At 42.0% G+C, this 24521-nt stretch carries 20 protein-coding genes and 2 pseudogenes; 15 read left to right on the top strand and 7 right to left on the bottom strand.

Annotated features, from left to right (window positions below; genetic code table 11):
• The first annotated feature begins 92 nt into the window (after positions 1 to 92).
• The 5 genes from JOC94_RS07860 to JOC94_RS07840 all read left to right on the top strand — a co-directional run bounded on the left by JOC94_RS07860 (position 93) and on the right by JOC94_RS07840 (position 5983).
• Positions 93 to 1181: a FecCD family ABC transporter permease gene (locus tag JOC94_RS07860; RefSeq protein WP_236017016.1), complete on the top strand. Its 1089-nt coding sequence runs from the start codon at positions 93 to 95 to the stop codon at positions 1179 to 1181.
• Positions 1181 to 2002 (top strand): ABC transporter ATP-binding protein, encoded by an 822-nt coding sequence (locus tag JOC94_RS07855; protein ID WP_077112674.1) that lies wholly within the window; start codon positions 1181 to 1183, stop codon positions 2000 to 2002. The genes JOC94_RS07860 and JOC94_RS07855 overlap by 1 nt, the downstream gene beginning before the upstream one ends.
• A gap of 3 nt (positions 2003 to 2005) precedes the next feature.
• On the top strand, positions 2006 to 3025 hold the full coding sequence (locus tag JOC94_RS07850) for an ABC transporter substrate-binding protein (protein ID WP_077112672.1): 1020 nt from the start codon (positions 2006 to 2008) through the stop codon (positions 3023 to 3025).
• A gap of 22 nt (positions 3026 to 3047) precedes the next feature.
• A complete protein-coding gene (gene hemH, locus JOC94_RS07845) occupies positions 3048 to 3995 on the top strand; it encodes a ferrochelatase (protein WP_077112670.1) in 948 nt (315 codons plus the stop codon).
• 461 nt (positions 3996 to 4456) lie between these two features.
• On the top strand, positions 4457 to 5983 hold the full coding sequence (locus tag JOC94_RS07840; protein WP_321189686.1) for a malate:quinone oxidoreductase: 1527 nt from the start codon (positions 4457 to 4459) through the stop codon (positions 5981 to 5983).
• A 112-nt stretch (positions 5984 to 6095) separates the two neighbouring features.
• Here the strand turns inward: JOC94_RS07840 and JOC94_RS07835 are convergent, their stop codons facing one another.
• Positions 6096 to 6629 carry an ECF transporter S component gene (locus JOC94_RS07835; RefSeq protein ID WP_077112666.1) on the bottom strand — a complete coding sequence of 178 codons (534 nt, stop codon included), beginning with the start codon at positions 6627 to 6629 and terminating at the stop codon, positions 6096 to 6098.
• 136 nt (positions 6630 to 6765) lie between these two features.
• Between JOC94_RS07835 and JOC94_RS07830 the strand changes: the two genes are divergently transcribed.
• The 6 genes from JOC94_RS07830 (at position 6766) to JOC94_RS07805 (ending at position 13319) form a co-directional block, all read left to right on the top strand.
• Positions 6766 to 6906: a hypothetical protein gene (locus JOC94_RS07830; RefSeq protein ID WP_205178997.1), complete on the top strand. Its 141-nt coding sequence runs from the start codon at positions 6766 to 6768 to the stop codon at positions 6904 to 6906.
• Positions 6907 to 7167: 261 nt separating this feature from the next.
• Positions 7168 to 8184, top strand: coding sequence for a trypsin-like serine peptidase (locus tag JOC94_RS07825; RefSeq protein ID WP_077112662.1), 1017 nt, complete (start codon positions 7168 to 7170; stop codon positions 8182 to 8184).
• Between the two features lie 425 nt (positions 8185 to 8609).
• Positions 8610 to 8951 carry a hypothetical protein gene (locus tag JOC94_RS07820; protein WP_077112660.1) on the top strand — a complete coding sequence of 114 codons (342 nt, stop codon included), beginning with the start codon at positions 8610 to 8612 and terminating at the stop codon, positions 8949 to 8951.
• A 352-nt stretch (positions 8952 to 9303) separates the two neighbouring features.
• Complete coding sequence (locus JOC94_RS07815) at positions 9304 to 9879, top strand: TetR/AcrR family transcriptional regulator (RefSeq protein WP_077112658.1); 576 nt, start codon at positions 9304 to 9306, stop codon at positions 9877 to 9879.
• A 113-nt stretch (positions 9880 to 9992) separates the two neighbouring features.
• Positions 9993 to 12455 (top strand): YhgE/Pip domain-containing protein, encoded by a 2463-nt coding sequence (locus JOC94_RS07810; protein WP_077112719.1) that lies wholly within the window; start codon positions 9993 to 9995, stop codon positions 12453 to 12455.
• A gap of 165 nt (positions 12456 to 12620) precedes the next feature.
• Positions 12621 to 13319 carry an SDR family oxidoreductase gene (locus tag JOC94_RS07805; protein ID WP_077112656.1) on the top strand — a complete coding sequence of 233 codons (699 nt, stop codon included), beginning with the start codon at positions 12621 to 12623 and terminating at the stop codon, positions 13317 to 13319.
• Between the two features lie 486 nt (positions 13320 to 13805).
• Here JOC94_RS07805 and trpB read toward each other — a convergent pair whose 3' ends face one another.
• Both trpB and JOC94_RS07795 read right to left on the bottom strand, forming a co-directional pair.
• A complete protein-coding gene (gene trpB, locus JOC94_RS07800; RefSeq protein WP_205178995.1) occupies positions 13806 to 14966 on the bottom strand; it encodes a tryptophan synthase subunit beta in 1161 nt (386 codons plus the stop codon).
• Between the two features lie 235 nt (positions 14967 to 15201).
• Positions 15202 to 15984 carry an HAD family hydrolase gene (locus JOC94_RS07795; RefSeq protein ID WP_077112717.1) on the bottom strand — a complete coding sequence of 261 codons (783 nt, stop codon included), beginning with the start codon at positions 15982 to 15984 and terminating at the stop codon, positions 15202 to 15204.
• 434 nt (positions 15985 to 16418) lie between these two features.
• Here JOC94_RS07795 and JOC94_RS23645 point away from each other — a divergent pair.
• From JOC94_RS23645 to dpsA, 3 genes and pseudogenes are all read left to right on the top strand, one after another.
• A pseudogene (locus tag JOC94_RS23645) lies at positions 16419 to 16646 on the top strand (AAA-type ATPase lid domain-containing protein); the annotation flags it as partial.
• A complete protein-coding gene (locus tag JOC94_RS23500) occupies positions 16636 to 16755 on the top strand; it encodes a helix-turn-helix domain-containing protein (protein WP_083717616.1) in 120 nt (39 codons plus the stop codon). The pseudogene JOC94_RS23645 and the gene JOC94_RS23500, both read left to right, overlap by 11 nt.
• 56 nt (positions 16756 to 16811) lie before the next feature.
• Positions 16812 to 17690 (top strand): dipicolinate synthase subunit DpsA, encoded by an 879-nt coding sequence (gene dpsA, locus JOC94_RS07785; protein ID WP_139345669.1) that lies wholly within the window; start codon positions 16812 to 16814, stop codon positions 17688 to 17690.
• A 420-nt stretch (positions 17691 to 18110) separates the two neighbouring features.
• Here dpsA and JOC94_RS07780 read toward each other — a convergent pair.
• Positions 18111 to 18613 (bottom strand): annotated as a pseudogene (locus tag JOC94_RS07780) (O-methyltransferase); the annotation flags it as partial.
• A gap of 100 nt (positions 18614 to 18713) precedes the next feature.
• Complete coding sequence (locus JOC94_RS07775; protein ID WP_077112648.1) at positions 18714 to 19544, bottom strand: TetR/AcrR family transcriptional regulator; 831 nt, start codon at positions 19542 to 19544, stop codon at positions 18714 to 18716.
• A gap of 95 nt (positions 19545 to 19639) precedes the next feature.
• On the opposite strand from JOC94_RS07775, the gene JOC94_RS07770 reads away from it, so the two are divergent.
• Positions 19640 to 22723: an efflux RND transporter permease subunit gene (locus JOC94_RS07770; RefSeq protein WP_077112646.1), complete on the top strand. Its 3084-nt coding sequence runs from the start codon at positions 19640 to 19642 to the stop codon at positions 22721 to 22723.
• 151 nt (positions 22724 to 22874) lie between these two features.
• Here the strand turns inward: JOC94_RS07770 and JOC94_RS07765 are convergent, their stop codons facing one another.
• A complete protein-coding gene (locus JOC94_RS07765; protein ID WP_077112644.1) occupies positions 22875 to 23963 on the bottom strand; it encodes a DegT/DnrJ/EryC1/StrS family aminotransferase in 1089 nt (362 codons plus the stop codon).
• Positions 23947 to 24507, bottom strand: coding sequence for an acyltransferase (locus JOC94_RS07760; protein WP_077112642.1), 561 nt, complete (start codon positions 24505 to 24507; stop codon positions 23947 to 23949). The genes JOC94_RS07765 and JOC94_RS07760 overlap by 17 nt, the downstream gene beginning before the upstream one ends.
• Positions 24508 to 24521 lie beyond the last annotated feature (14 nt).

Raw genomic sequence — 24521 nt, 5'->3', positions numbered from 1 at the left:
AAATGGAGAGATTAAAATAAATTCTTGTATTAGGGAAACAAAATTAACTACAGTAAAATTTGATTCCCTTAACCAAGTTAGGGGGTGGCCTATTGATTCAGAAACAGTTAGAAACAGAAAATCGTCTGCAAGCTCGGAGAGTGAATTACAAAAAAAGTTGGCGAAAGTATGTATTTCTTTTAAGCTTTCTTGGTTTTATCTTAATATTCTCCATGATTTTGGCCAATTCAATAGGTCCAGTACCTATCCCTTTTCAACAAACCATTGCCATTATGTTGGATGCTCTCCATATCGAACAAGGATTGGATTACATAGAGAGGGATGCCATTGTTGTAATGGACATCAGACTACCGCGTGTAATTGTCGGCGCATTGGTGGGAGGAGCCTTGGGTACGGCAGGAGCCATTATGCAAGGTTTATTTCGAAATCCTTTAGTCGAGCCGGGCTATATTGGCGTTTCAAGTGGTGCGGCATTAGCCGCGGTCATGGTTCTTTTTTTTGGCTTAGTAAAATACAGTTTGTGGATTTTGCCCGGAGCAGCCTTTTTAGGTGCGCTTATATCAATGGGGATTGTGTTGGCAGTTTGGGAGATGAGCAGGAAAACATCAGTGTCGACATTACTGCTGGTGGGTTTGGGGCTAAATCTGTTCGTCTCGGCTGTTATTAGTGTTTTTGTTGCCAGTGCTCCCAGTGAGCAAGAGCTTCGCAGCATCGTCTTTTGGTTACAGGGTGGATTGGAAGGTCCAACTTGGCAACATGTTCAACTCATTAGTCCATTTATTCTTGCGGCTATAGTAGGTGTCTGTTTTTTCGCAAGGGAATTAAATATGATGTTGCTCGGTGATGATCAAGCAAAAAGTTCCGGAGTGAATGTCCGAAGAACAAGATATATTTTGTTAGGCTTAAGTGCCCTTATGACCGGTACGGGTGTAGCTGTCAGTGGGACAATTGGCTTTGTCGGCCTTGTTGTGCCACATGTGATTCGCCTTTTATTCGGTGCCGATCACCGCTTTTTACTTCCTGCCAGTGCGCTCGGTGGAGCGGCATTTCTTGTTTTGGCGGATACTGTTTCACGTATGGCTTTTGAAAGGGTTCATCTGCAAGTGGGGGTTGTTTGTGCTTTAATCGGAGCGCCGATCTTTTTAATGCTTGTTCTCCGTTCAAAAAGGGGGAGTGTCTAATGAGTATCTCGTGCCATCAACTTGTGGTTCAAATCGGAAAAAAGAAAATTCTAAAATCGGTTTCTTTTAGTGCGACAAGGGGCACTTTTATTGGTCTGATTGGCCCAAATGGCTCTGGAAAATCGACTTGGCTGAAAGCTTTAGGCGGATTACTAAGTTATCAGTCTGGTACGATCCGCATTCAAAACAAGAAAATCAGCTCATATTCCGCCAATCAATTGGCAAAAATGATTGGTTATGTGCCTCAAGATACAACCATTGGATTCGATTTTCGTGTGAGAGACATCGTAATGATGGGGAGACATGCCCATATCCCGCGTTTTGGTTTTGGCCGTTTCACCGATTATGAGCGGGTGAATGAAGCGATGGAAAGAACAGCGATTACCCATCTCTCTGAGCAATCGGTGACAAGCTTATCCGGGGGGCAAAGGCAAATGGTGTTTATTGCCAAGGCTTTGGCGCAAGACCCGTCTATTTTATTATTGGATGAACCTACTTCGGCACTTGATCTTCATCGGCAGCTTCAAGTGCTCGAACTGGTGCGCGAATTGGTTGACGAAGGAATGATCGCTATTGCCGCTTTACACGATTTAAACATGGCTGCCAGGTTTTGCGATCGATTAGTTTTATTAAAAAACGGAGAAGTGCAGGCCGCGGGGGAGCCTAAAGCTGTATTGACAAAGAAAAGGTTACAGGAGAGTTATCATGTTGAGACTGCTATTCGCCATGATGAACTCATTCATGCCCAGACCGTCACAGCGTTAAAATATCAGCCTCCCGAACAGGAAATCATAAATGAAAGAAAGAATGGAGTTGGGTAATGGATGAGAAAAATCATATTTTATGGATGTACGCTGCTCGTATTATTTTTTGTGAGCGGATGTGGGCAAAATGAACAAAAGACGAACAGTGAACCGGAAAATCAACAGAAAGATGCGGAGAAAGAGTCTTTTTCGAATGATAAAGAAAAGGGTCAGGGGGGTGAATTCCCGCGTACGGTTGATGTTTACGGAGAAGAAATCACAATCGAAAAGAAGCCGGAAAAAGTTGCGGCACTATCTTTAAATGTAGCGGAAATTGCAGTGGATTTACTTGGTGCGGAGCACATTGCAGCTATAACAACAAGCGCGGAAAATGATCGTTTATCCCATATCACCGAAGAACTCGATCAGATTCCCCATAAAATTGCAGGCGCCACCTCGTTAGATCCGGAAGTTGTTTTGTCGTATGAGCCTGATTTGGTGCTTTTAACGTTAACCCATGGGTCTGAACAGGATGCGAATAAGATGTTGCAATCAGCGGGTGTGCCACTAGCGTCTTTTGACCGTTGGATGACGGTGGAATCTTTAATGGAGAATTATCAACTTATTGGCGAGTTGGTTGGTGAAGAAGCAAAGGCGGAAAAAAGGGTGGCGGAGATGAAGGCGAAAGTGGAAAAGGTTCAAAAACAAGTGGCGGATCAAAAAGAAAAGCCTTCTGTTTTACTGCTTTCACAAGTAGGTTCTAATACAGGCCCTTATATTCTGGGTCCATCCAGTATTGCGTATGACATCGTAAAACTGGCGGGTGGCACACCGGCATCGGATGTGCTCAACTTGGATAAAACAACGCCTGCTTCGATAGAGCATATGATCGAAATAGATCCGGATTACATCGTTCTCGTTGAGTGGGGATCGACAAGCGGGGAATTTTCCGAACTGTTGGATTCACCGGGGTTTAACACTTTGCGCGCTGTTGAATCAGGCAATGTAAAGAATATCCCGGCAAAATCTATTTCCCAGCCCAATGCTTATGTAGTAGATATACTGGAGGAACTGGCAGAATGGATTCACCCAAACCAATGACCAATGCAAGGATGTGTATAAAATGATTGGTATCATAATTTTTGCGTATGGCGGTCCAACATCTATGGATGATTTACTGGATTATTATACTCATATCCATCATGGCAAGGCGCCGAGCGAGGAAAGGATAGAAGCAGTGAAAGAAAAGTATAGGCATGTTGGAGAAGCAAATCAGCTTGGAAGTATGACAAGAAGGCAGGCGCTGGCTTTAGAGCATGCTTTACAGCCTTGCTTTGAGGAACAAGTAAAGTCCTATGTCGCTTTTAAACATACGCCTCCTTTTGTGCGGGAAACGGTTGAAAAAATGGTGGCAGACGGGGTTGAAAAAATCATCACCTTTCCGATTAAACCACTGTATTCAAAAATGGGCATTCGTTACTACCAACGTCAAGTCCGAAAGACTTTGAACATGCTTGGGTGTGATATGCCGATTGTGGATGTTGAACACTGGCATCAACAGGAAGATTTTATCCGAATCTTAGCCCAGCGTGTTCAAGAAGCGTTAGATTGGTTGCCTAAAGACGAATTTCAAGCTTCTTCTGTTATTTTTACGGCCCATAGTCAACCAGGTCTTGCGAAAACGCATGAAATCTATATACAGCAGTTTTCCGAATTGGCAAAGTTGGTTGCGGAGCAATTGCATGTGCCGGATTGGGAAATAGCTTACCGAAGTGCTGGTGAAAAGAAAGAACTGTGGCTTGGCCCTGATGTAAAAGATGTCATTCGAGAAAAAGCAAGTCAAGGCATTAAAGCGGTAGTCACATGTGATTTATTATCAGTAACAACCAATTTGGAAGCTCTATATGACATAGGATTCGATTTACAGGAACAATGTCGAGAATGGAACATAGAGTTAGTAAGGACTGCTTTTTTGGATGATGCCTATGATTTTATCCAAGCCTTGAAGAAAGTGGTCTTGCAAAAAGTAACTGCAGAAGCAAAAGATTGGTTACGCCCTAATGTCATATAGTTTGTTCTGCCCAAACCCGAAAAGAATGTAGTTTCTTTATCGGGTTTTTACTTTCGTATTATTGTGGATGGCTAAAGGGACGGGGAACATTTTAGCGTAAGGAATGTGAATATTGAAGGCATATGCAAAGTAATAGAATAGTAACATCTGGCGTGGATGGGGTTTTATGGTAAAATACCACACATAGGAATTTTATCCTAATTGTGGTAAAAATGGCTTTTCCCTATACTGTATTAGGTCTCGCGGGACTTTAATTTTTTGTATTATAACAGTTTAGTCATCAATTCTTCGAAATCAATCTTAAATTTAGATAATACAAAATAAAGATTCTTATCTCTAAAAGGCTCTTATGAACGATGATTAGGGTATAATAGAGTTAGAGAAGATTTGTGATTAGTTCGCGCTCTGCTTGTTCGATGCTCAAGTAAGAGCGCCTTCATTCTATATGTAAATTTCAGTGTATAAGGAAGGTCGAAATGAGCGATAAACAAACGAAAACAGACGTTATCTTAATTGGTGCTGGCATTATGAGCGCGACTTTGGGTTCGTTACTAAAAGAGTTAGCGCCGCAGTGGGAAATCAAAGTGTTTGAGAAACTGTCAGATGCGGGAGAAGAAAGCTCTAACGAATGGAACAATGCGGGTACGGGCCATTCCGCACTTTGTGAACTTAACTATACACCCGAAAAATCGGACGGATCGATCGATATCCGCAAAGCAGTAAAAATTAATGAACAGTTCCAGCTATCAAAACAGTTTTGGTCTTATCTTGTAAACAGCCAAATGATTCACGACCCGCAGGACTTTATTAGGCAAATACCCCATATGAGTTTCGTAGAAGGGGAAAAGAATGTCGCATTCTTGAAAAAACGTTTTGAGGCACTGGCAAACAACCCTCTTTTTCAAGGAATGGAGTTTTCCGATGACCCGGAAAAATTGAAGGAATGGGTTCCGCTCATCATGGAAGGCCGCACATTGAATGAACCGATAGCGGCAACAAAAATCGACTCGGGCACGGACGTCAACTTTGGTGCATTAACACGCATACTATTTGACCACTTAAAGCGAAGGGGCGTCGAAATCAATTATAAGCACTATGTGAAGGACATCAAACGTAACAGCGATGGCTTGTGGGAAGTGAAGATGCATAATATGGACAGTGGCACAATTGAACACCATACTGCAAAATTCATCTTTATCGGCGCCGGAGGAGGAAGTCTTCCATTACTTCAAAAAACCGGTATTCCCGAGTCAAAACATATTGGAGGTTTTCCTGTAAGCGGACTGTTTATGGTCTGTAAGAATCCGGAAGTGGTAGAGCAACACCACGCAAAAGTGTACGGTAAAGCAAAGGTCGGCGCTCCTCCCATGTCGGTTCCGCATCTTGATACAAGATTTATCAACAACGAGAAGACATTGCTGTTTGGACCGTTTGCCGGCTTTTCGCCCAAGTTCTTAAAGACGGGTTCAAATATGGACTTGATCGGTTCTGTTAAACCGAATAATGTCATCACGATGTTGGCGGCAGGGGTAAAAGAGATGAAATTAACAAAATATCTGATCCAGCAAGTGATGTTATCAAACGAACAGCGCATGGAAGAGTTGCGCGAGTTTATTCCGAGCGCCAAAAGCGAAGATTGGAACATCGTGACAGCTGGCCAGCGCGTGCAAGTCATCAAAGACACCGAAGCCGGCAAAGGAACGCTGCAATTTGGCACGGAAGTGGTGAATGCGGCCGATGGTTCAATCGCCGCGTTACTTGGTGCTTCTCCTGGTGCTTCTACTGCTGTTCACGTGATGCTTGAGGTATTGGAAAAATGCTTCCCGCAACATGTGAAAGAATGGGAGCCAAAAATTAAAGAAATGATCCCTTCTTATGGCGTGTCACTAGTGGAAAATCCAGATCTTTTCCAAGACATTCATGCTACAACAGATAATACGCTAGGTTTAGTGGATCATAGAAAAACAGATATGCTACAGGAAGCCTAAACTGCTGGGCCGAAAGTTTTTACCAATATAAAAAGCCGTATGGATACAGCATTTCACCTTGTATCCATACGGCTTTTCTTGTCTCTTTTGGGCGACGGACTGTGTTCAGTCATTATTTAAAAACGGGAATTTTTTTCAACACTATACAAACGGGAATAGCCACACCAATCCCTATGACACTCTGAATGATGTCTCCGGGAATGGAAGCCAATGGTACAATCCAACTGCCATACAGCACCCGCTCCCAAACGTAATAGCCGGCGATCATAGGAGGTATCGAAACAATCATGGCAACCAGGTTGAAAGTGATGCTGCTTCCTCGCCGCTCTCCCTTCCAGGCAATTTTTCCAACGATATAGCCTTGCAAACCGCGGGTTAAAAAGGTGATAGGCGCCCACAATGTCCAGCCCGATACTAGGTCAAACAGCCCCATTCCGGCGGCCCCGGCAATAGCTCCCTTTTTTGGACCGAATAAAATGGATGCGATAAAGAGCATGGCTGTTCCAAGGTGAACCAAACCGCCATTCGCTGAAATAGGCAGTTTAATATTTAATAAGAGAGTGGCCACGAATACGAGAGCTGTTAACATGGCTGTCAGGATCAGATCAAACGTGTTGGAGCGCGAATAACTAGTTGTTCTTTGCATCATAGACCTTCTTTCTCTCATTTTGTTTTATTGATAAGATTAGCAAAGGATTGACTCCGCTAAAAGTGCCACTTTTATAAAAATAGAAGGGGCCAGATTGCAAAAGAAGCTTGGTCATTCATGGAGAATGATTGTAATGAGGAAGAGTAAGGTGGCCGTTGGCTATTTCAACCGTCCAAGCCAAACGGGCCATTCTTGGGCATTAAGAAAAGCTAACGAGGAAAAGGCGGTTGCCAACGAAACAAATCATACGATTTATCAGAAATCAGGAGGATGATGGGGTGAGTGAAACCGAGATACAACATCTTCAATCGTGACTCATTGGTTGTATCAACTCGTCCAGCCTGGGTAGCAAGACTGATATTTTGAAAAAATAAATCCCGTTCGTCTTCATTTAATTGTATTATTTACCAAATGAATAGAGATAATTTACTAAATATTTAAATATTACCTAATATTGTGTTGATTTAGAAATGAAAACGCTTTACAATAATGACTAATATACAAAAAATAAAAAAGGAAAGGAAGGAAAACAAAAATGAAAAAACCACTCTACCTCGTTTTATGCATGTTGTTGTTTGCCTATTTTGTTGGGCCAATGGAGAGCTTTGCAGCATCTTCACAACAGGAGAACACAAATGAAGTCTATGATCGCTTCGATCTGCCAAAACTGGATAAAGATAAGATTCCCGCCTTGGAAGATAGATATAAAAAAGATATCCAAAAACTGCCGAAACAAAAGAATATTGATTCTGACGAATTAAAACAGTTGGAAAGTAGCAATCATAAAACCACCTCAGTCAGTTCTCAAGGAAACATATTAGAAGAACCAAATGCCCCTGAGTTAAATAGTTCCGTTGAATCAACTTCCCCTGATGTGACTTCTTTAGATGTTAGTCCACTTAGCGCAGATAACAGAGTAAGAGTCACGAATACAACCATAAGCCCTTATAATGCCATGGCACAAATCACCTTTAGAGATTCATCCGGGAGTTGGTATGTATGCTCTGGATCATTTATCAACGAGACGACAGTTCTTACAGCGGCACATTGTGTATATGATTCATATAATGATGAATTTTTTTCATATTGGGCTGTTTCTCCAGGACAAAATGGTACAGAGTTGCCTTATGATGGGATGGCTTCTACCACGGCTTATGCCCCATTAGGCTGGATGTCATCAAACCCTCCAGATCCGAGCAGCGTATATTTTAAAGATGTACAATATGATTATGCGGTTATAAAAGTTAATTCTTCTCATTCACCAAAATTATCTCTCAGCCAAAATGCGGGAGTGAACGATCCGATCATTTCTCATGGATATCCTGCTGATAAAGGTACAGGAACGGGCTATTATTACTTATATAAAAGCTCCGGAAAAATAAATAATATTTCTCAAAATGCGATCATCCATAGCTCTTCTGTCACTGGCGGTATGAGTGGTGGGTCTATTCTTAAGTCCAATTCTATTATTTCTGTCAATAGTACAGCAAGTTGGGGGCCAAAGTTTGGACCATCTGAAATATACCAAATATATCAATGGATGTCCCTTTAGTGACGCACAAAAAGTTCTTACATTTTAACCCTACTCCAAAATTGGGAGAGGGTTTCTTTCCAATTATGTAATAGGCAGATAACTAGATTTTTGAAAAATGGTTTTTGATTGATTATGTCGAAAGATATATTTGTTGTGATGTAAAATTGTCTTGTCTCTTCGGTTTATACGTCTGCTTGAAAAGGGTGTTTAGTGATCATAGCGTCGCGCTAATGTTTTTTTGGATATTTATGTTAAATGATGGAATCATTTATTTGTTCTAAGCTACATATAAATGAAGAAAAAAATCTTATGTGTTCCAAATGTCAACGATTGAAAAAGAGGAAGTGAGAGCCATCAAACCGTTTATGATATTTTGTTTAGCAATCTTGTTAGTTAGTTGCTCTACTTCGGGTAATTCGAAAGAACAGGAGGAACATTCGAAAATGAAGGAAGTTACTTTGAAAATCATTGGTGGAGAAGAAAAAGAATACTATTTGATAGAAATATCAACAAAAGGAGGGCAATCTGACAACAATTCCGCGGTGTTGCCTCAAGGGAGACTAGTAATGACAAATGAGGAAAAGGAAGCAACAATCAAGTTACATATTGATATTCCTTACACCATCCATGTGTCTAAATCGAAAGTGAAAACGGTAGATGAATTTATGGCTAAAAAGACATCTGGAGAGGTAGTAACCGGACCACTTCTAAAAACCATCGAATTTACTCCTCGTCAAGACACAAGTACGCTAGAAATTCGTTTAGACAACGATCACAATGAATGATCAAAGAACAGACTCCGTATGGCGGAAGTTGAAATCAAAGGAATGCTTCCGTCCATGTCCAAACTGCAAGATTGACGGTAATCTTGATTGTCTAAAGTGAGAGAAATCATATATCCGACCAGCATTACATATACCTATTCAAGCAGGGTGACTTCATGTTAAAATGAATTGTTCGCCCCGACCGATCGTGTGGCAGTGGACAAGCAAGCTGAATTATATCCATGGCAAATCACTTAACCAGCAATCAGAACAATGTATTGCATCTTGTAAATCGATGTGTTAGTATTTCATTGTACGTATGACCAAAGTGTTCAATTGGTCAAAATGGTTTCCCGAATGGGGGTGAAAGCACATGGCCATTGATCGGAAGCAGCAAATTTTACAGGCGGCAACAAACTCCTTTTCCTTATTTGGCTACAAAGCTACAACGATGGATCAAATAGCCAAATTGGCCAATGTCGGCAAAGGGACAATTTATACATTTTATAAAAATAAAGAAGAGCTGTTTCATGAAATTATTTCTACTTTAATCCTTGAAATGAAAGCGGCGGTTGAAAAAGAGATATATGATAGTGCAACGTTTTATGAAAAGGTGGATCGCGCGCTTTTTACCTTATTGGAGTTCCGGACTGACCATCAACTCATGATTAAACTCATACAAGAAGAAAAAGAAATGGGAACGCCGGCGGTAAAGGATGTCATCCAAAAGATCGAAAACACGATTATCCAGCACGTGGGAAACATTGTCCGAAAAGGGATTGAAAAAGGCGAGATTAAGCCATGCAATCCCGAAATCACGGCTTTTGTCATTTTGAAGCTTTATGTCGCGCTCATCTTTGATTGGGAGAAGGTCCGGGAGCCGTTGGAGAAAGAGGACATATCAAAACTGTTTAAGTTATATTTGTTTAAGGGGTTATCCAAAAGATAATCCTTATTTTTAAAACAATTTTGACCAATTGAATAAAGTGGTCAATGGTTATTTTTCATAAAATTGACCAGTTGAATATAATGGTCGTTTTTTTCGGAAGGGAGAATAAATGGATGGAGAAATCTAGCTTTTTAACGGAATGGAAGCAAATCCTGACAAATAAAAAAGTGCTGATTCCCGTTATCGCTGTCATTTTTGTTCCATTATTATATGCGGGGATGTTTCTTTGGTCTTTCTGGGACCCATATGAATATTTGAGTGATTTGCCTGTTGTTGTCGTAAATGAAGATGTTGGGGCTGACTATGAGGGAGAGAAATTGGAATTAGGTAAAGAACTGGTCGATAAGTTGAAGGATAACGATGAATTCCAATTTCACTTTGTCCCCAAAAAAGAAGGATACCGGGATTTGAAAAACCGAAAATATTATATGCTGATCGAAATACCGAAGGATTTCTCAAAAAATGCGACGACGCTAATGGACGAAAAACCAAAGAAGTTAGCTTTAAAGTACGTACCGAATGAAGCTTACAATTTCCTTTCTTCTCAAATAGGGGAAACAGCGGCAAAAGAAATCAAGGCCGAGGTTGCCAAAGCTGTTTCCACCACATATGCCGAAACAATGTTTGCCAAGGTTGAAGAAGTAGCGGAAGGTCTTGAAAAAGCGAGTGATGGCAGTAAAAAATTAGATGAAGGGGCTAAAAAAGTAGCGGATGGATCCAAAGAATTGACAGATCATCTTGAAGTGCTGGCATTCAGCTCCATTGAATTTGAAAATGGCATAACAAAGGTACGCTCCGGTTCCAATGAACTTGCCAATGGATCACGGGAACTGGCGGACGGGATGAATCAATTGACAGATGCCAGTGAAAAACTTTACAGCGCGTCTACAGAAGTGCAAGAAGGCTCACAAGCATTAACAGGCGGTATTTCCCAGATGAACAACGGGTTACAGGAAATGAACGGGAAAATACCGGACTTGGTCGAGGGAACAGGACAGGTACAGGATGGGCTCAAACAGCTCCAAACCCAATTGCCAAAGCAAATGGCCGCTACGATCCATGCGAAAATCCAGGCAAGCGGCCAGGAAATGAATCAAGGTTTGGATCAATTGAATCAGGGCATTAACGGGAAACTGCAAAATGACTTAGTGAATGGGCTGTCTGGGCAGCTTTCAGCAGGTGTGGCACAAGGGGTTGCCGATCAAATTGATAAAATGCAAAAAGAGCAGATGGATAAGCTTTCCGCAGCTTTATTAGATAACGGGGTTCCAAAAGAAGCGGTTCAAAAAATAATTTCCCAAGTAGGAGCCGCCTCCCCGACGAAAGAACAAGTGGAGCAAACATTAGTGAATCAACTGCAACCTCAAATAGAAACCGGCGTCAATCAAGGGGTTCATCAAGCCACTGCGGGGATCGATGAGGCATTCGGCTTGTATAAGAGTGAAGTAAATAAAAAACTTGGCGGCTCAACCGCCGGGCTGGAGAAAGAAATTCAACAAGCGGTTGATCCGGCATTGAATCAATTAGGAACGGGTCTTGGAGCTATCCAGTCTGGCCAGCTTGCGCTTCAGGAAGGGGTCAACCAACTGTCGAATGGAGCAAAAAATCTTAACGACGGGTCTTCCAAGTTAAGCAGCGGCCAACAAGAATATGTGAAAAACATGGAATTATTCACACGAAAAATGGGAGAAGCAAATTCTGGCGCCCACCAATTATCGGATGGCGCCAATAAATTACATGACGGAATGGGCCAATTGGCAGACGGCTCCTCGAAAATCAAAGACGGATCGCAAAAACTAGCTGATGGGTCCTCCAGGCTGTCAGAAGGAACAAACGAACTGCATGGTGGAACAGCAGAATTATATGAGAAACTGAGTGAAGCGGCAGAAGAGGCGGGCTCGGTAGACGCTAACGGTGATACGTATGATATGATGGGGAATCCTGTTAAAGTGAATAAGGAACAGGTAAGTCCGGTTCCAAACTACGGAACAGGTTTTGCTCCCTATTTTGTGTCGCTGGGATTGTTTGTCGGTGCTTTATTGATGACCATTGTCTTCAATATGAAGGATCCCGCGGGAAAGCCGCGTAATGGCATCTCCTGGTTCCTTGGCAAATTCGGCGTTGTGGCCGTTATCGGAGTGATCCAGGCATTATTAGTCGATGCTGTCTTATTATTTGGATTGGGAATGGAAGTAAAAAGCATTCCATTATTCCTTTTTGTATCCATCATAACGAGTCTTGCTTTTATGACATTGATACAACTTCTCGTCACCACAATGGGTGATCCCGGACGTTTCATTGCGATTATTATTCTGATTTTGCAACTGACAACAAGCGCGGGAACGTTCCCGTTGGAGTTAATTCCGAAAGTTCTCCAACCGATCAACAACTTATTGCCGATGACATATACCGTTCAGGCGTTTAAAGCGGTGATTTCAAGCGGTGATTATGCGTTCATGTGGCAAAATATCGGCATTCTAGCCTTATACATCCTGGGCTGTGCCGCGTTAACAATGACTTATTTTATGGTCAAAAAGAAAAAAACAAACGGGCAGCATTCAGAGGCTGCAGTATAACGATCAAAGACGGGTATTATGACAATGTTGTAATACCTGTCTTTTTGTCAATTATGTTGGTTTATCTAAAAGGTGGCTGATTATTTAAGCGGGAATGCGATCTGTTTTCTTCCTATTTTCCTTCGTGTTACACTCGGTTAAAAGAGGTAAATGGAGGAATGGAACATGGAGCAGTTACAAGGCAAAACAGTTGTTATCACAGGAGCAAGCAGTGGAATTGGCGCCGCCATTGCCAAAGAACTGGCGGCAGAGGGCGCCAATGTTGTTCTGGCCGCCAGACGTCATGAAAAGTTGAATGAAATAGGGCAGGAGATAAATTGGCAAGCTAGAGGGAAAGCACTTGTGGTGAGGACGGATATGGCCAACAGGGAAGAAGTAGAGGAAATGGTGAAAAAAGCGCTGGGAGCATTTGGACGTATTGATATTTTTGTCAATAACGCGGGCCAGATGCTTTCCGCCACTGTCCAGTCCGGTAAAGTGGAAGAGTGGGAGAAAATGATTGACGTGAACATAAAAGGGGTGCTATACGGTATCAATGCCGTTTTGCCTTCCATGCTCGAACGCTCGGCCGGTCATATTATCAATATTGCTTCTGTTTCCGGTTTTGAAGTGACAAAGATGAGCACAATTTACAGCGCAACCAAGTTTGCGGTCCGTGCTATTTCAATGGGACTGGAAAAGGAATTGGCCAGAACCGGTGTCCGTGTAACTAATATTTCTCCGGGCATGGTGGACACTTCATTGAGCACAAGTGTGTCCAACCGTAAAAAACTGGAGGCTGAGGATATCGCAAAAGCTGTGTTATACGCCGTTACCCAGCCTGATTATGTGAATGTAAATGAAATCACCGTCAGACCTGTTTGATGGAAAAGAAGCCGGGGGCTCCATTTCGCATTTTTCACGCAGCCTTTGAACGCCCCCTTCTGTACTTTTCGCACTTGGTCCAGGGGCGCTGTCACTTCAGCAGAAATCTTTGTTTAATTCTTGGAGTCTTTGGTCGATATGGGAAATGACAAAGTGACATTCTTCAATCTCAAACTTATTTCGCGCTTTCAAAAAATATTGAAGACATTTCACCGCATGTTTTCGCCATGCTGTTAATTCCTCAACTGTACATTGTTGTATCTGTTTTTTAACTCGTTTCCGGTCCATTTTGATCACCCTCCCAGAAAATTCAAATAAGGGAGTTGGAAGGCCTATTTTTCAATCGCGCAAAAAGGTGCTGTCTAAAAAGTCCAACTTAGAGTCAAGACGCTAAAACTTAAAACCCAAGAATGTTGATTTTACAGCATTCTTGGGTTTTATTTTTTTTGATTTTCAAGCTCCAATATTACTTTTCGGACAGCTCTATTATTTTGTCTCCATTTCAAACACTTGCTGGACGTCTTTGTCGCCCCGGCCGGATAAGTTTACGATAATGATATCATTTTGATCCAGTGTAGGGGCAAATTTGGCCGTATAGGCGATGGCGTGCGCACTTTCCAGTGCCGGGATGATGCCTTCCACTTTTGACAATAATTTAAAGGCTTCCAGCACTTCATCGTTGGAAACTGTGTAATATTCCGCTCTGCCTGATTCTTTTAAGTAGCTGTGTTCAGGGCCGATTCCCGGATAATCCAATCCCGCAGCGATGGAATAGGTTGGCTGTGGGTTGCCGTTTTCATCTATTAAGGCGAGACATTTGAATCCATGGAGCTCGGCAGGCACGCCTTTCGTCAAGGAAGGAGCTTGGTCAGGCTCGATCCCGATCAGACGTACATCTTGTTCGTCTATATAATGGGCAAATGCGCCTATTGCGTTGCTCCCCCCGCCTGTACAAGCGACAACCGCGGTAGGCAGCTTTCCTTCTTTTTCCAGAATTTGTTTCTTAGACTCTTCACTGATGATGGCTTGAAAATGTTTTACAATCGTTGGATAAGGATGTGGACCGACCGCTGATCCAAGTAAATAGAATGTATGGTCATAGTTTTGTACCAAATCGTTCAATGCTTCATCAACTGCATCTTTTAAACGACCCTGGCCTTTATCCACCGCGACAACCTTTGCGCCCAATAACTCCATTCTGAATACATTCAGCGCCTGTCTTCTCGTATCCTCTGCTCCCATATAAATGACGCAATCCATCCCGAACATCGCACAGGCGGTAGCAGTGGCCACACCGTGCTGTCCCGCCCCGGTTTCGGCGATAATCCGCTTGACGCCCATTCGTTTCGCAAGCAAAATTTGCCCGATGGCGTTATTGATTTTATGGGCTCCTGTATGGTTTAAATCTTCCCGCTTTAAATAAATTTTTGCCCCGCCAAGTTTGTCCGTCAAATTTTTAGCGAAAGTGAGCGGATTTTCTCTGCCCACATATTCTTTTACATAATAAGCAAACTCTCTATTAAACTCTTCATCATTTTTGTACTTCTCGAATTGCTCCTCCAACTGGTCCATTACTTTCTGTAAGTCAGGAGGAACGAAACTTCCGCCAAACTGGCCGAAATAACCTTTTTGCTTCACTGTGCTCATCTTGTCTCAACTCTCCTCATAAATATAACATTTATATAAATAGTAACAGGTAAAGAATTCATTGTACATACTTCCCGGTTCCGTTTCACACTATTTTGTCAATAACTATCTAGCGCTAACATATGGAAAACAAATCCCTATAAGTTTCGTTTTACAGGAAAAAAAAGATTTCAAACAATGCCTAAACGTTGTTTGAAATCTTTCTGAAGCTGGTCGGTATTTGTAAAGAAGGTATCTATAAATCTTTTAAAACATCATAAACATTCGTCAGTTGCTGAATCTCAAAGGAAGGCACGACCTCATTCCGTTCTTTTTGCTCGCGGTTGATCCAGACAGATTTGATTCCTGCGCGATTTGCCCCCAAAATATCTGTGTTTAAGTTGTCGCCTACCATGATGGCCTCATCATTATGCAAGGACATTAGTGACAGAGCATGCTCAAAGATTCCTTTATCAGGTTTCCCTTTCCCATAATCGCCAGAAATGATAATTTCCTCAAAGTATGGTCTCAATTCTGGGGTGATGGTCAATTTTATGTTTTGCAAGCTTGGTGATCCATTGGTAATCAGCACGAGCCGATAATCTTTTGTAAGTGTATCCAACACTTGAAATGTATCGTCATAAACAAACGGGACTTTCCGGCGGTTTTGGGGAAAAAGTTCTCCCAGTTCAGACCCCAAATCCGGATCATCTATACCCAATTGTTTCAAACCGAGTGTCCATGCGTCTTTTCGATATGTGGGAACAATGTTGCTTAATTTTTGAAAGTCTGCTGTTTCATCCTTAAACTCTCCCCATAACCCTTCAAAAGGATTGATCCCGATCATTTGGGTAAAGGGATATGTTTCATAAGAAGAGTATAGCGCTCTCGCACTCTCGCGAACCGCTTGTTCCAAATGATCCGGGTCTAATCCACAGCGTTCTTCAGCCGTTTTACATGTCGCGGCAAAAGCCTCTTTCACACTTTTTTGATCCCATAACAGAGTATCGTCTAAATCGAAAAAAATAGCCTTGATCATGATATTCCTCACTTTTATTTTTTCATTCACCATTAATCTCATTGTACCTATAAAGCAGGCCAAATTCTAGTCCCGGAACAAAGCAGCCGCAACGCTTTTTCCATATATTTCATCTGTAGGCCGGACAAAAATATGGTTGGAGCTGAATGTTACCAAATAGTCAAGGTTATAAATTATACAATATAAAGCTTTTTATCCTATGGATTTATATTTTATATAAATGATAGGTGTGTTTTTGGAGGTTTTTATTCAATTGCTGATTTGGAAAAGCGGGTATCTGAAGGAAAGTTTTGTGAAGATTTATATGATCGATTGAACGTTCTCTGCTTCGAAGTGTCATCTTTACGACAAAGAAAGCAAGATATACCATTATTGGTAGAAGATTTTGATGAACAGGATCGAGGAAAGAGTCGGATTTTACCCGATGCAGCTTTACAAGCAAAGGAATGTCCATTTTATCCACATATAATTGGCCCGGGAACATTCGGGAATTGGAAAACGTGTTAGAAAGATTCATGAACGAGAGTACTTCATCCGTTATTCCGGATTTATTAGTGATGAAGCAGATGCAAACATTACCGGGGTCTTCTTCCCAGAATAAAATAGATTCTTTGCCATCCTTGGCTTCTACTTCACTTCTACCTTTAAAGGTTGTGGATTAAAAAAACATTACATTACTATGGCAGTTCGTTGGAAAGTAAAAAGCAGGCAGCCCGCTCTTTGGGAATCTCGATTTCAACGCTTTATAACAAGATAGAGATTATCAACTAGAATAGTTATTTTATATAGAAACAAGCTAAATATGGAACGGAAAGGCGGTATTATTGGTGGAAAAGCATTTGTCTCTGTTGATTATGGGTGGTGATCAGCGCTATGTTGAAGTCATTAATCAATTAGCTTCCAAAGGGATCGATATATTTGTAGCCGGATTCGACCAATTGATCTTCTCTCATTCCAACATACATAATGAAAAGCTGGATCAAGTCGACTTTAGGCGAATTGATGCCATTTTGCTTCCTTTGGGCGGAACGAATGCCCGCGGTGAAGTAGAGGCCGTCTATTCGGAGAAATCTTTGAACGTGTCGCCCGATATGTTAAAAAAGACTCCTGAACATTGCATTGTGTATACGGGGATTTCAAATGAATATTTAGACCGTATTGTGAAGCAAGCTGATCGCAAGCTTGTCCGTTTAATGGACCGTCACGATGTTGCTATTTTAAATTCCATTCCTACAGCCGAGGCCGTATTAAACATTGCCATAGAAGAAACAGACTATACGATTCACGGTTCTCATGTGATGGTGCTGGGATTTGGCAGAACGGGTGTTACTTTGGCAAGGCTATTCTCCGCTGTCGGGGCGCAAGTGAGTGTGGCCGCAAGAAAGGATGCCGATCTAGCCCGCATCACTGAAATGGGGCTGCGTCCGGTTCACTTTGACCATTTAGCCGATTATATTGCTAAAACCGATATTTGTATCAATACAATTCCCCAACAGATTTTGGAAGCGGCGATCCTTTCAAAAATGAACCCGGCGGCTCTGATCATTGACATAGCCTCCAAACCAGGGGGAACGGACTTTGCATTTGCAGAAAAGAAAGGCTTAAAGACCATCCACGCTCTTGGGCTTCCAGGGAAAACGGCTCCAAAGACAGCCGGAAAAATAATTGGCACTATATTAGACAGGCTATTAACACAGTCGTCCTAAATATGCTTGCCGCCTAATGGTGGCAGATATTATATATTGCCGTTAAATTTCATATCCTATCGGCAAGCAACGGCCCCCCGGAAAGACAGCCGGGCACAGGCTGTATGAGCAAAGATCGCGGATGTATATCGAGAGAAATTCAAAGACGGCGGGTCTTTTTAAGCAGGCAAGATGGCAATTCACAGCATTCTGATACAATTGTTTTCTTATTTCTTTACTTTTGAAACGGTCATCCCATCCCCAATTGGAATAAGCAGAGAACCAAAGTTTATCCCGCATGTAAGGTGCCATACACACCACATCAAGACCTGAGTTGATACAAAAGGTCTAAGTGGGAGAAAACGGCATCTACATGCCCGAATTCGTTCAACTAACATTCAGTAGGAGATGGAAGAAAACGCCTACTGAATGAAGTTTTACTTTATTAAATTCTTCCATGAATTCAGTATAGCGCTTTGCTTTAGCTCCCGGATCTGCTACACCGCCGCCCGCAAGTACGTTATCAGCAACGATTAAAGCATCTGATTCCGCCAATCTGATGCAATATTCCAAGTAATTTTATAATTAACTTTATCTGTACCAATAAAGAAAAAATCAAATCGCTTATGATCGGCAACGAGTTTTTCAAGGCTTTGGAGAGCCGGTCCTGTCATGTAGGATACTTGATCGCGAAAGCCGGCTTTAGATAGATTGCGGTGTGCCAACTCGGCGCATCTCTCCTCAAGTTCAAGGGAGGTTAATGTTTCATCTGTACCGAATCCCCTTGCAAGGCAAATCCCGCTATAACCCCCAAGGGCTCCTATTTCCAAAATGCTTTTAGCCCCTGAAATGGATATGAGCATGGTTAAAAGCTTTCCGGAGGAGGGGGATACTGATATGGAGGGCAGTCCGTTTTCTTTTATGGATGAAATGACTTCCTCCAAAAGAGGATCTTGGTGATGAAAGACCGAATCGATATAACGGTTCACTTGCTTCGTGACATTCAAACGAGCCGAAACAGATGTTTCTGCATTTCCGTCATGTTTAAAGCCTCCAATAATGGCGGAGCAAATAAGCCATCATTTTACAATGAGGATGATGCCGAATATTTTCCAGCAACCCCTTCACGATGGCAGGGCTGAAACTCGGCTCCAATAGATGCTCTTTTAACAAGCTTAACGATTCTTTTTCAATCGAATCTTCCATTTCTTCGATTTTTTCTTCCATCATTTCAAGGAGCTGTTCCTTCGTTATATTTTCATTTGTCGGTCTTTTTAATGTTTGAAGCAGCTCTTGCGAAATAAAAGGGATGGTCGTGTATTTAGCAAGTATATTTGTTTTCTCGACGAGTGATTGGATCAATAGTTTTACATCAAACGGCGCATCACCAAATAAAAGAAGTTGGGAATAAGTATTGATGAGGCCTTTGACACAATAGATAAGATCATATTTTGAATTTTTGATTGTTTCACCATAGTTCCGTTCCAGCAAGGTTAAAATCATTTTCTCGAATGATACTTCATAGGCATACATTTTATTCATAAATGTATCGTTAATTGTTAGTATTTGCTCTTTCAGGAGTAGTTTGGCAAAGTCATGATGTTTTTGAAAAGAATGGAACAACGTCTCATAAAATTCATATAAAAGAGCGGCGTTTTTCGTGTTTTTGACCAGATAGTCAATATCCGATAAAATTTTCCTCAAAAAGTAATCAAGCAAATCCAATATTAATTCATTTTTTGACTTGAATGATAGGTAAAATGCTCCTTTGGAAATGCCGCAATGTTCTGTTATTTGTTGGACTGATGTGGCCTCAAATCCTTGCTTCGCAAAAAGCTCCAATGCCTTTTCCATAATTAATTGTTTTTTCATCATAAAGCGATCGCTCCCAGGTATTTATTGACAAGTGACCAATCAGTCATTATTATAAATAAATGTAAGAAAATAGTCAATTTAGGGCAGGTGGGATAGTGAAAGGGTTAGTCAATTTTGTCTTAAAGAACAAACTTGCTGTATGGCTGCTTACGATTATCATTACGGTATCAGGCATTTACTCAGGGACTCGAATGAAAACAGAGACGATTCCCGATATTTCCATTCCTTTCTTGATGGTTACGGGGGTATATCCCGGGGCTACTCCTGAACAGGTGATGGAAGATGTCTCCATTCCGATAGAAAAAGCAGCGGAAAACCTCGAATATGTAAAAGCTGTTTATTCCAATTCTTATTCAAATATGGCGAGTATTCAAGTGGAATACGAATACGGGACTGATATGGATGAGGCAAACCGGGAATTAAAATCAGTGTTGGATAATCTGGAATTACCAGAAGAGGTAGAGAAACCGACAACATCTGCGATCAGCATGAATATGATGCCGATTATGGCTCTTAGTGTCAGCAGTTCGAAAGATGATATTGTTGAATTAACATCAACAGTAGAGGAAAGTTTGCTGCCGAAAATTGAAAAGCTTGCTGGTGTTGCTTCAGCCACCATTACCGGCCAGCATATTGAAGAAGTGGACCTTATATATGATCAAGCGAAAATGAGTCAATTCGGTTTGACGGAAGATAAGGTCAAGGAAATGATTCAAGCCAGTAACATGGCAGTTTCATTAGGATTATATGAGTTTAAAGAAGGCGAGCAGGCCGTAGCGATTGATGGCAAATTTATGACCATTGACGAGTTAAAGGAAATGTTGATTCCTGTTACGCCCACACCTTCCAATTCATCACCATTTGTTAAGCTTGGCGATATTGCGGAAATCAAGACAGTCGGAAAGGTTGAATCGGTTTCCCGGACAAACGGAAAAGATGCTATTGCCATCCAAATTGTCAAAGATCAGCAGGCAAACACAGTTGATGTCGTTAATAAGGTCAAGAAGTTAGTCAAAGAGGAAAAATCGAAGTATGAGAATCTTGTGATTGATACAACGCTTGACCAGGGAGAACCAATTGAAGAATCCGTGGCAACGATGATTGAAAAAGCGTTATTTGGCGGATTAATTGCTGTATTGATTATTCTTCTCTTCCTAAGGGACTTCAAATCAACACTCATTTCCATTATCTCCATTCCGGTTTCTATTTTCATGGCATTGCTGCTATTGAATTGGATGGATATCACATTAAATATTATGACGCTTGGGGCGGTCACCGTAGCAATTGGACGAGTCATCGATGACTCGATTGTTGTTGTGGAAAATATATACCGTCGCTTGCATTTAAAAGAAGAAACCTTGACAGGCCGCGCTCTTATACGTGAAGCGACCATTGAAATGTTCAAGCCGATTTTGTCCTCAACATTAGTGACGATTGCTGTATTTGCACCGATGATTTTTGTCGGCGGCATGGTCGGTGAATTGTTTATGCCATTCGCCTTAACGATGGCGTTTGCGCTGGGAGCTTCATTACTTGTGGCGATTACGATCGTTCCGGCTTTGTCGCATTTCTTATTTAAAAAGAAACTATATGGTGAAAAAACGGAAACGAGCCACAAAGGGCCAGGCAAGTTGGCAAACGGGTATAGAAACTTTCTTGAAAAAGTGCTCAACCATAAAATCATAGCATCAGTGTTGGCGACCCTCTTACTGGTGGGCAGTTTGGCGTTAACGCCACTCATCGGTTTCAGCTTTATGGGAAGCGAAGAAGAAAAGGTAATGTACTTAACGTACACACCAAAAGCGGGAGAGCTTCAAGACAAGACATTAGAAAATGTAAGAGAGCTTGAAGAGAAAATGCTGAAACGCGAGGATATTGATATTGTTCAAGTGTCCATTACGGAAGCTGGCGACGAGACGGCTATGATGATGGGCGGCGGCTCAGGCGGTGCTTTAATGTACCTGATTTTTGATGAGGAAATGGAAGACTTCCCGGAAGCCAGGGAGGAAATAGAAAAGTATGTAACATCACTTGACCAATCGGGCACATGGAAAAGCCAGAATTTCTCTTCAGGATCAGGATCTACCAATGAAGTAAGCTACACTCTTTACAGTGAAGATTTAAATAAACTAAATGAATCTGTAAAACAGGTAGAGGACATCATGAAAAAACATGATGGATTAAAAGATGTTTCGTCCTCTGACGAGGAGGCTTATGTTGAATATACATTCCGAGTCGACCAGGCAGAATTACTGAATTATGGGTTGACAACAGGCCAGCTTGTGATGATGTTAAGCCCGCAAAAAGCAAAAGATGTTTTAACGACGGTGGAAAAAGACGGGAACTCCTTAGATGTCATTGTTCAACAAGAGCAAGATGCTAAACCGGAATCGATCGATGAACTACTGGATAAACAAGTACCGACTGCGCAAGGCAACACAGTGCCTCTTTCCGAACTTGTCAATGTGAAGAAAGGGACTACGTTTAATACGCTTGCCCGCAGTAAAGGCGAGTACTATGCAACGGTTTCGGGGACAGTAAAAGGCCAAGATATTTCAAAAGTAACATCCAAGATTGGTAAAGAAGTAGATAATCTGGATTTACCTAAAGGCGTGACAGTCGGAGTTGCCGGTGTACAAGCCGATATGCAGGAGACATTTACACAATTGGGTATGGCCATGGCAGCGGCAATTGCCATTGTGTATTTTATCCTTGTAGTTACTTTCCATGAAGGTGTCGCACCGTTTTCGATCTTGTTTTCATTACCGTTTACCGTCATCGGATCTTTAGTCGGGTTATTTATTGCCGGTGAAACGATTTCGGTCTCTGTTATGATGGGGCTATTGATGCTGATCGGAATTGTTGTGACGAACGCCATCGTTCTGGTCGACCGGATCATCCGCATGGAGCGCTCCGGATTGACGATGCGCCAGGCGATATTAGAAGCCGGAGCAACTCGTCTCCGCCCAATTCTCATGACCGCTATCGCTACAATTGGCGCGTTAATCCCATTGGCACTGGGAAATGGCGGAGGCGGCCTAATCTCAAGAGATTTAGGGATTACCGTTATCGGTGGATTAGCAAGTTCGACGTTGCTAACTTTAATAGTTGTACCAATCGTGTATGAAGTATTATCCAAGCTATTCAAGAAAAATCGTAGAGAAATAGAAGAAAATTAAGAAATGCGGCCCTGCGAGCAGGTAGAGATTACTTGCTTGCAGGGCTTTATTGTTGTCCGCCAATCTGCGCACTAGAGTTCCACTTAAGGCAGAGGTGCATGAGCTTTTCCTTTTATAACATCTTCCTTTTCAATTCCTATTTACAAGAAAGCTAGAGAAGGTTCATGTAAGACTCAATTACTGCCGCGACTTCTTCGGCCTTTACTTGATCATGGCAAGGAAGGGCTAGCGTATGTTCTTGTAAATAACGGGCATTTTGCTTCGTTTGTCCGTACTTGCGCTGATAGTAGCTCGTTGCACTTAAACAGTAGGTGCCAAAAGTGGATTCTATCTTGTGTTCGCGTAAATAGGCGATTAACGATCCGAGTTTAACCTGCTCCGGGATTTTAAAAACAGCAGACTGGACATTATGAATCACATGATGAGCAATCTTTTGGTTAGTAAAACCTAAAGGTTCCAAAAGCTGACGATACGTTTCCTTTAACTGATTCCTTCTTTTAACAATTGAATCAAGCTTTTGTAACTGTTTCAAGCCCATAAGAGCTTGAATATCAGGCAGGCGATAATTGTACCCGTAATCGACAAAATCTAATTGTCCGTTTGCCGGGACAGCACCATGATTTAACTTTCTTTCGAGCCAACTGCTCCAACGGTCATTATCTGTAATAATTGCTCCACCTTCCCCCGTAGTTAACAGTTTTCTCGGATGAAAGCTAAAGCAAGTCAAATCAGCGATTTTTCCCGACTTGACGCCATTCTCACTGCTGCCTAGAGCACAGGCGGCATCATCAATTAATGGGAGCTGATAATGGTCACACATTTGTTTAATCTGATGAATCCCGGTTGGATTGCCGAGTGCGTCAACAAAAATAACGGCCTTCGTTTTCGGTGTTATTTGCTTCTCTAGCTCTTCTGGCAGCATATTAAATGTATCTAAATCGACATCAGCAAAGATTGGTTTTGCTCCAAGCTCTTCAACGACATTCGCGGTAGCTGGAAATGAAAAATCAGAAACAATGACTTCATCACTTGGCTGAATATTGAATAAGCGAAGGCAGGTCGAAAGGGCTGTTGTCCCAGATGTTGTTAAAAAACTATGGCGAGCACCGACATACTGTTTCAAGCTGTCAGTGAATTGTTGAACGAACGGCCCTTTCGTTAATATGCCGGAAGAAAAGATTTGTTCAAGCTCATGCTGAACCTCTTCAAAGCGAATGTACGGTTCAACTAATCGAATCATCTGTGTTCTTCTCCTTTTTAGACATTTGGCGATTTTTAATGACTTTTGCGGGAACGCCGACAGCAATACTGTAGGGAGGGATCGTTTTATTCACGAGGGCGTTTGCGCCAATTTTGGAGTTGGCTCCGATAGTAACGCCGCCAAGAATGGTCGCGCCGATACCGATATTACAGTTGTTTTCGATGATAATAGGTGAAGAAACGAGAGGAGAAAAGACAATGGCTTCATCAACATCATCTGGGTCAATGTGAAAAGAGGCCAGCATTCGAACCGCGGGACCGATCCCGGCGAATTCGTTAATCTCGACCCCGCCAGCCCCATGGATAAAGCATTGCTGGCCGATCCAACTATTTGAAGCGATCCGCAATGTATCTTTGTAATAACCTTTAATAATCGTGTCATGGCCGATGTAAACATTGTCACCAAGATGAACATTTTCAGGATGGAAAATGCGCACGCCGTCTTCAATAATGACATGTTCACCACAGCTGCCAAGCTCGTCATATGAGAACGTTCCATCTCCTTCTGACTTCCACTTTTTCAACCGGTAAACCTCCA

The sequence above is a fragment of the Siminovitchia thermophila genome (assembly GCF_016909185.1).
GTDB classification, from domain to species: domain Bacteria; phylum Bacillota; class Bacilli; order Bacillales; family Bacillaceae_C; genus Siminovitchia; species Siminovitchia thermophila.
This window is presented reverse-complemented; position numbering and strand designations above follow the sequence as displayed.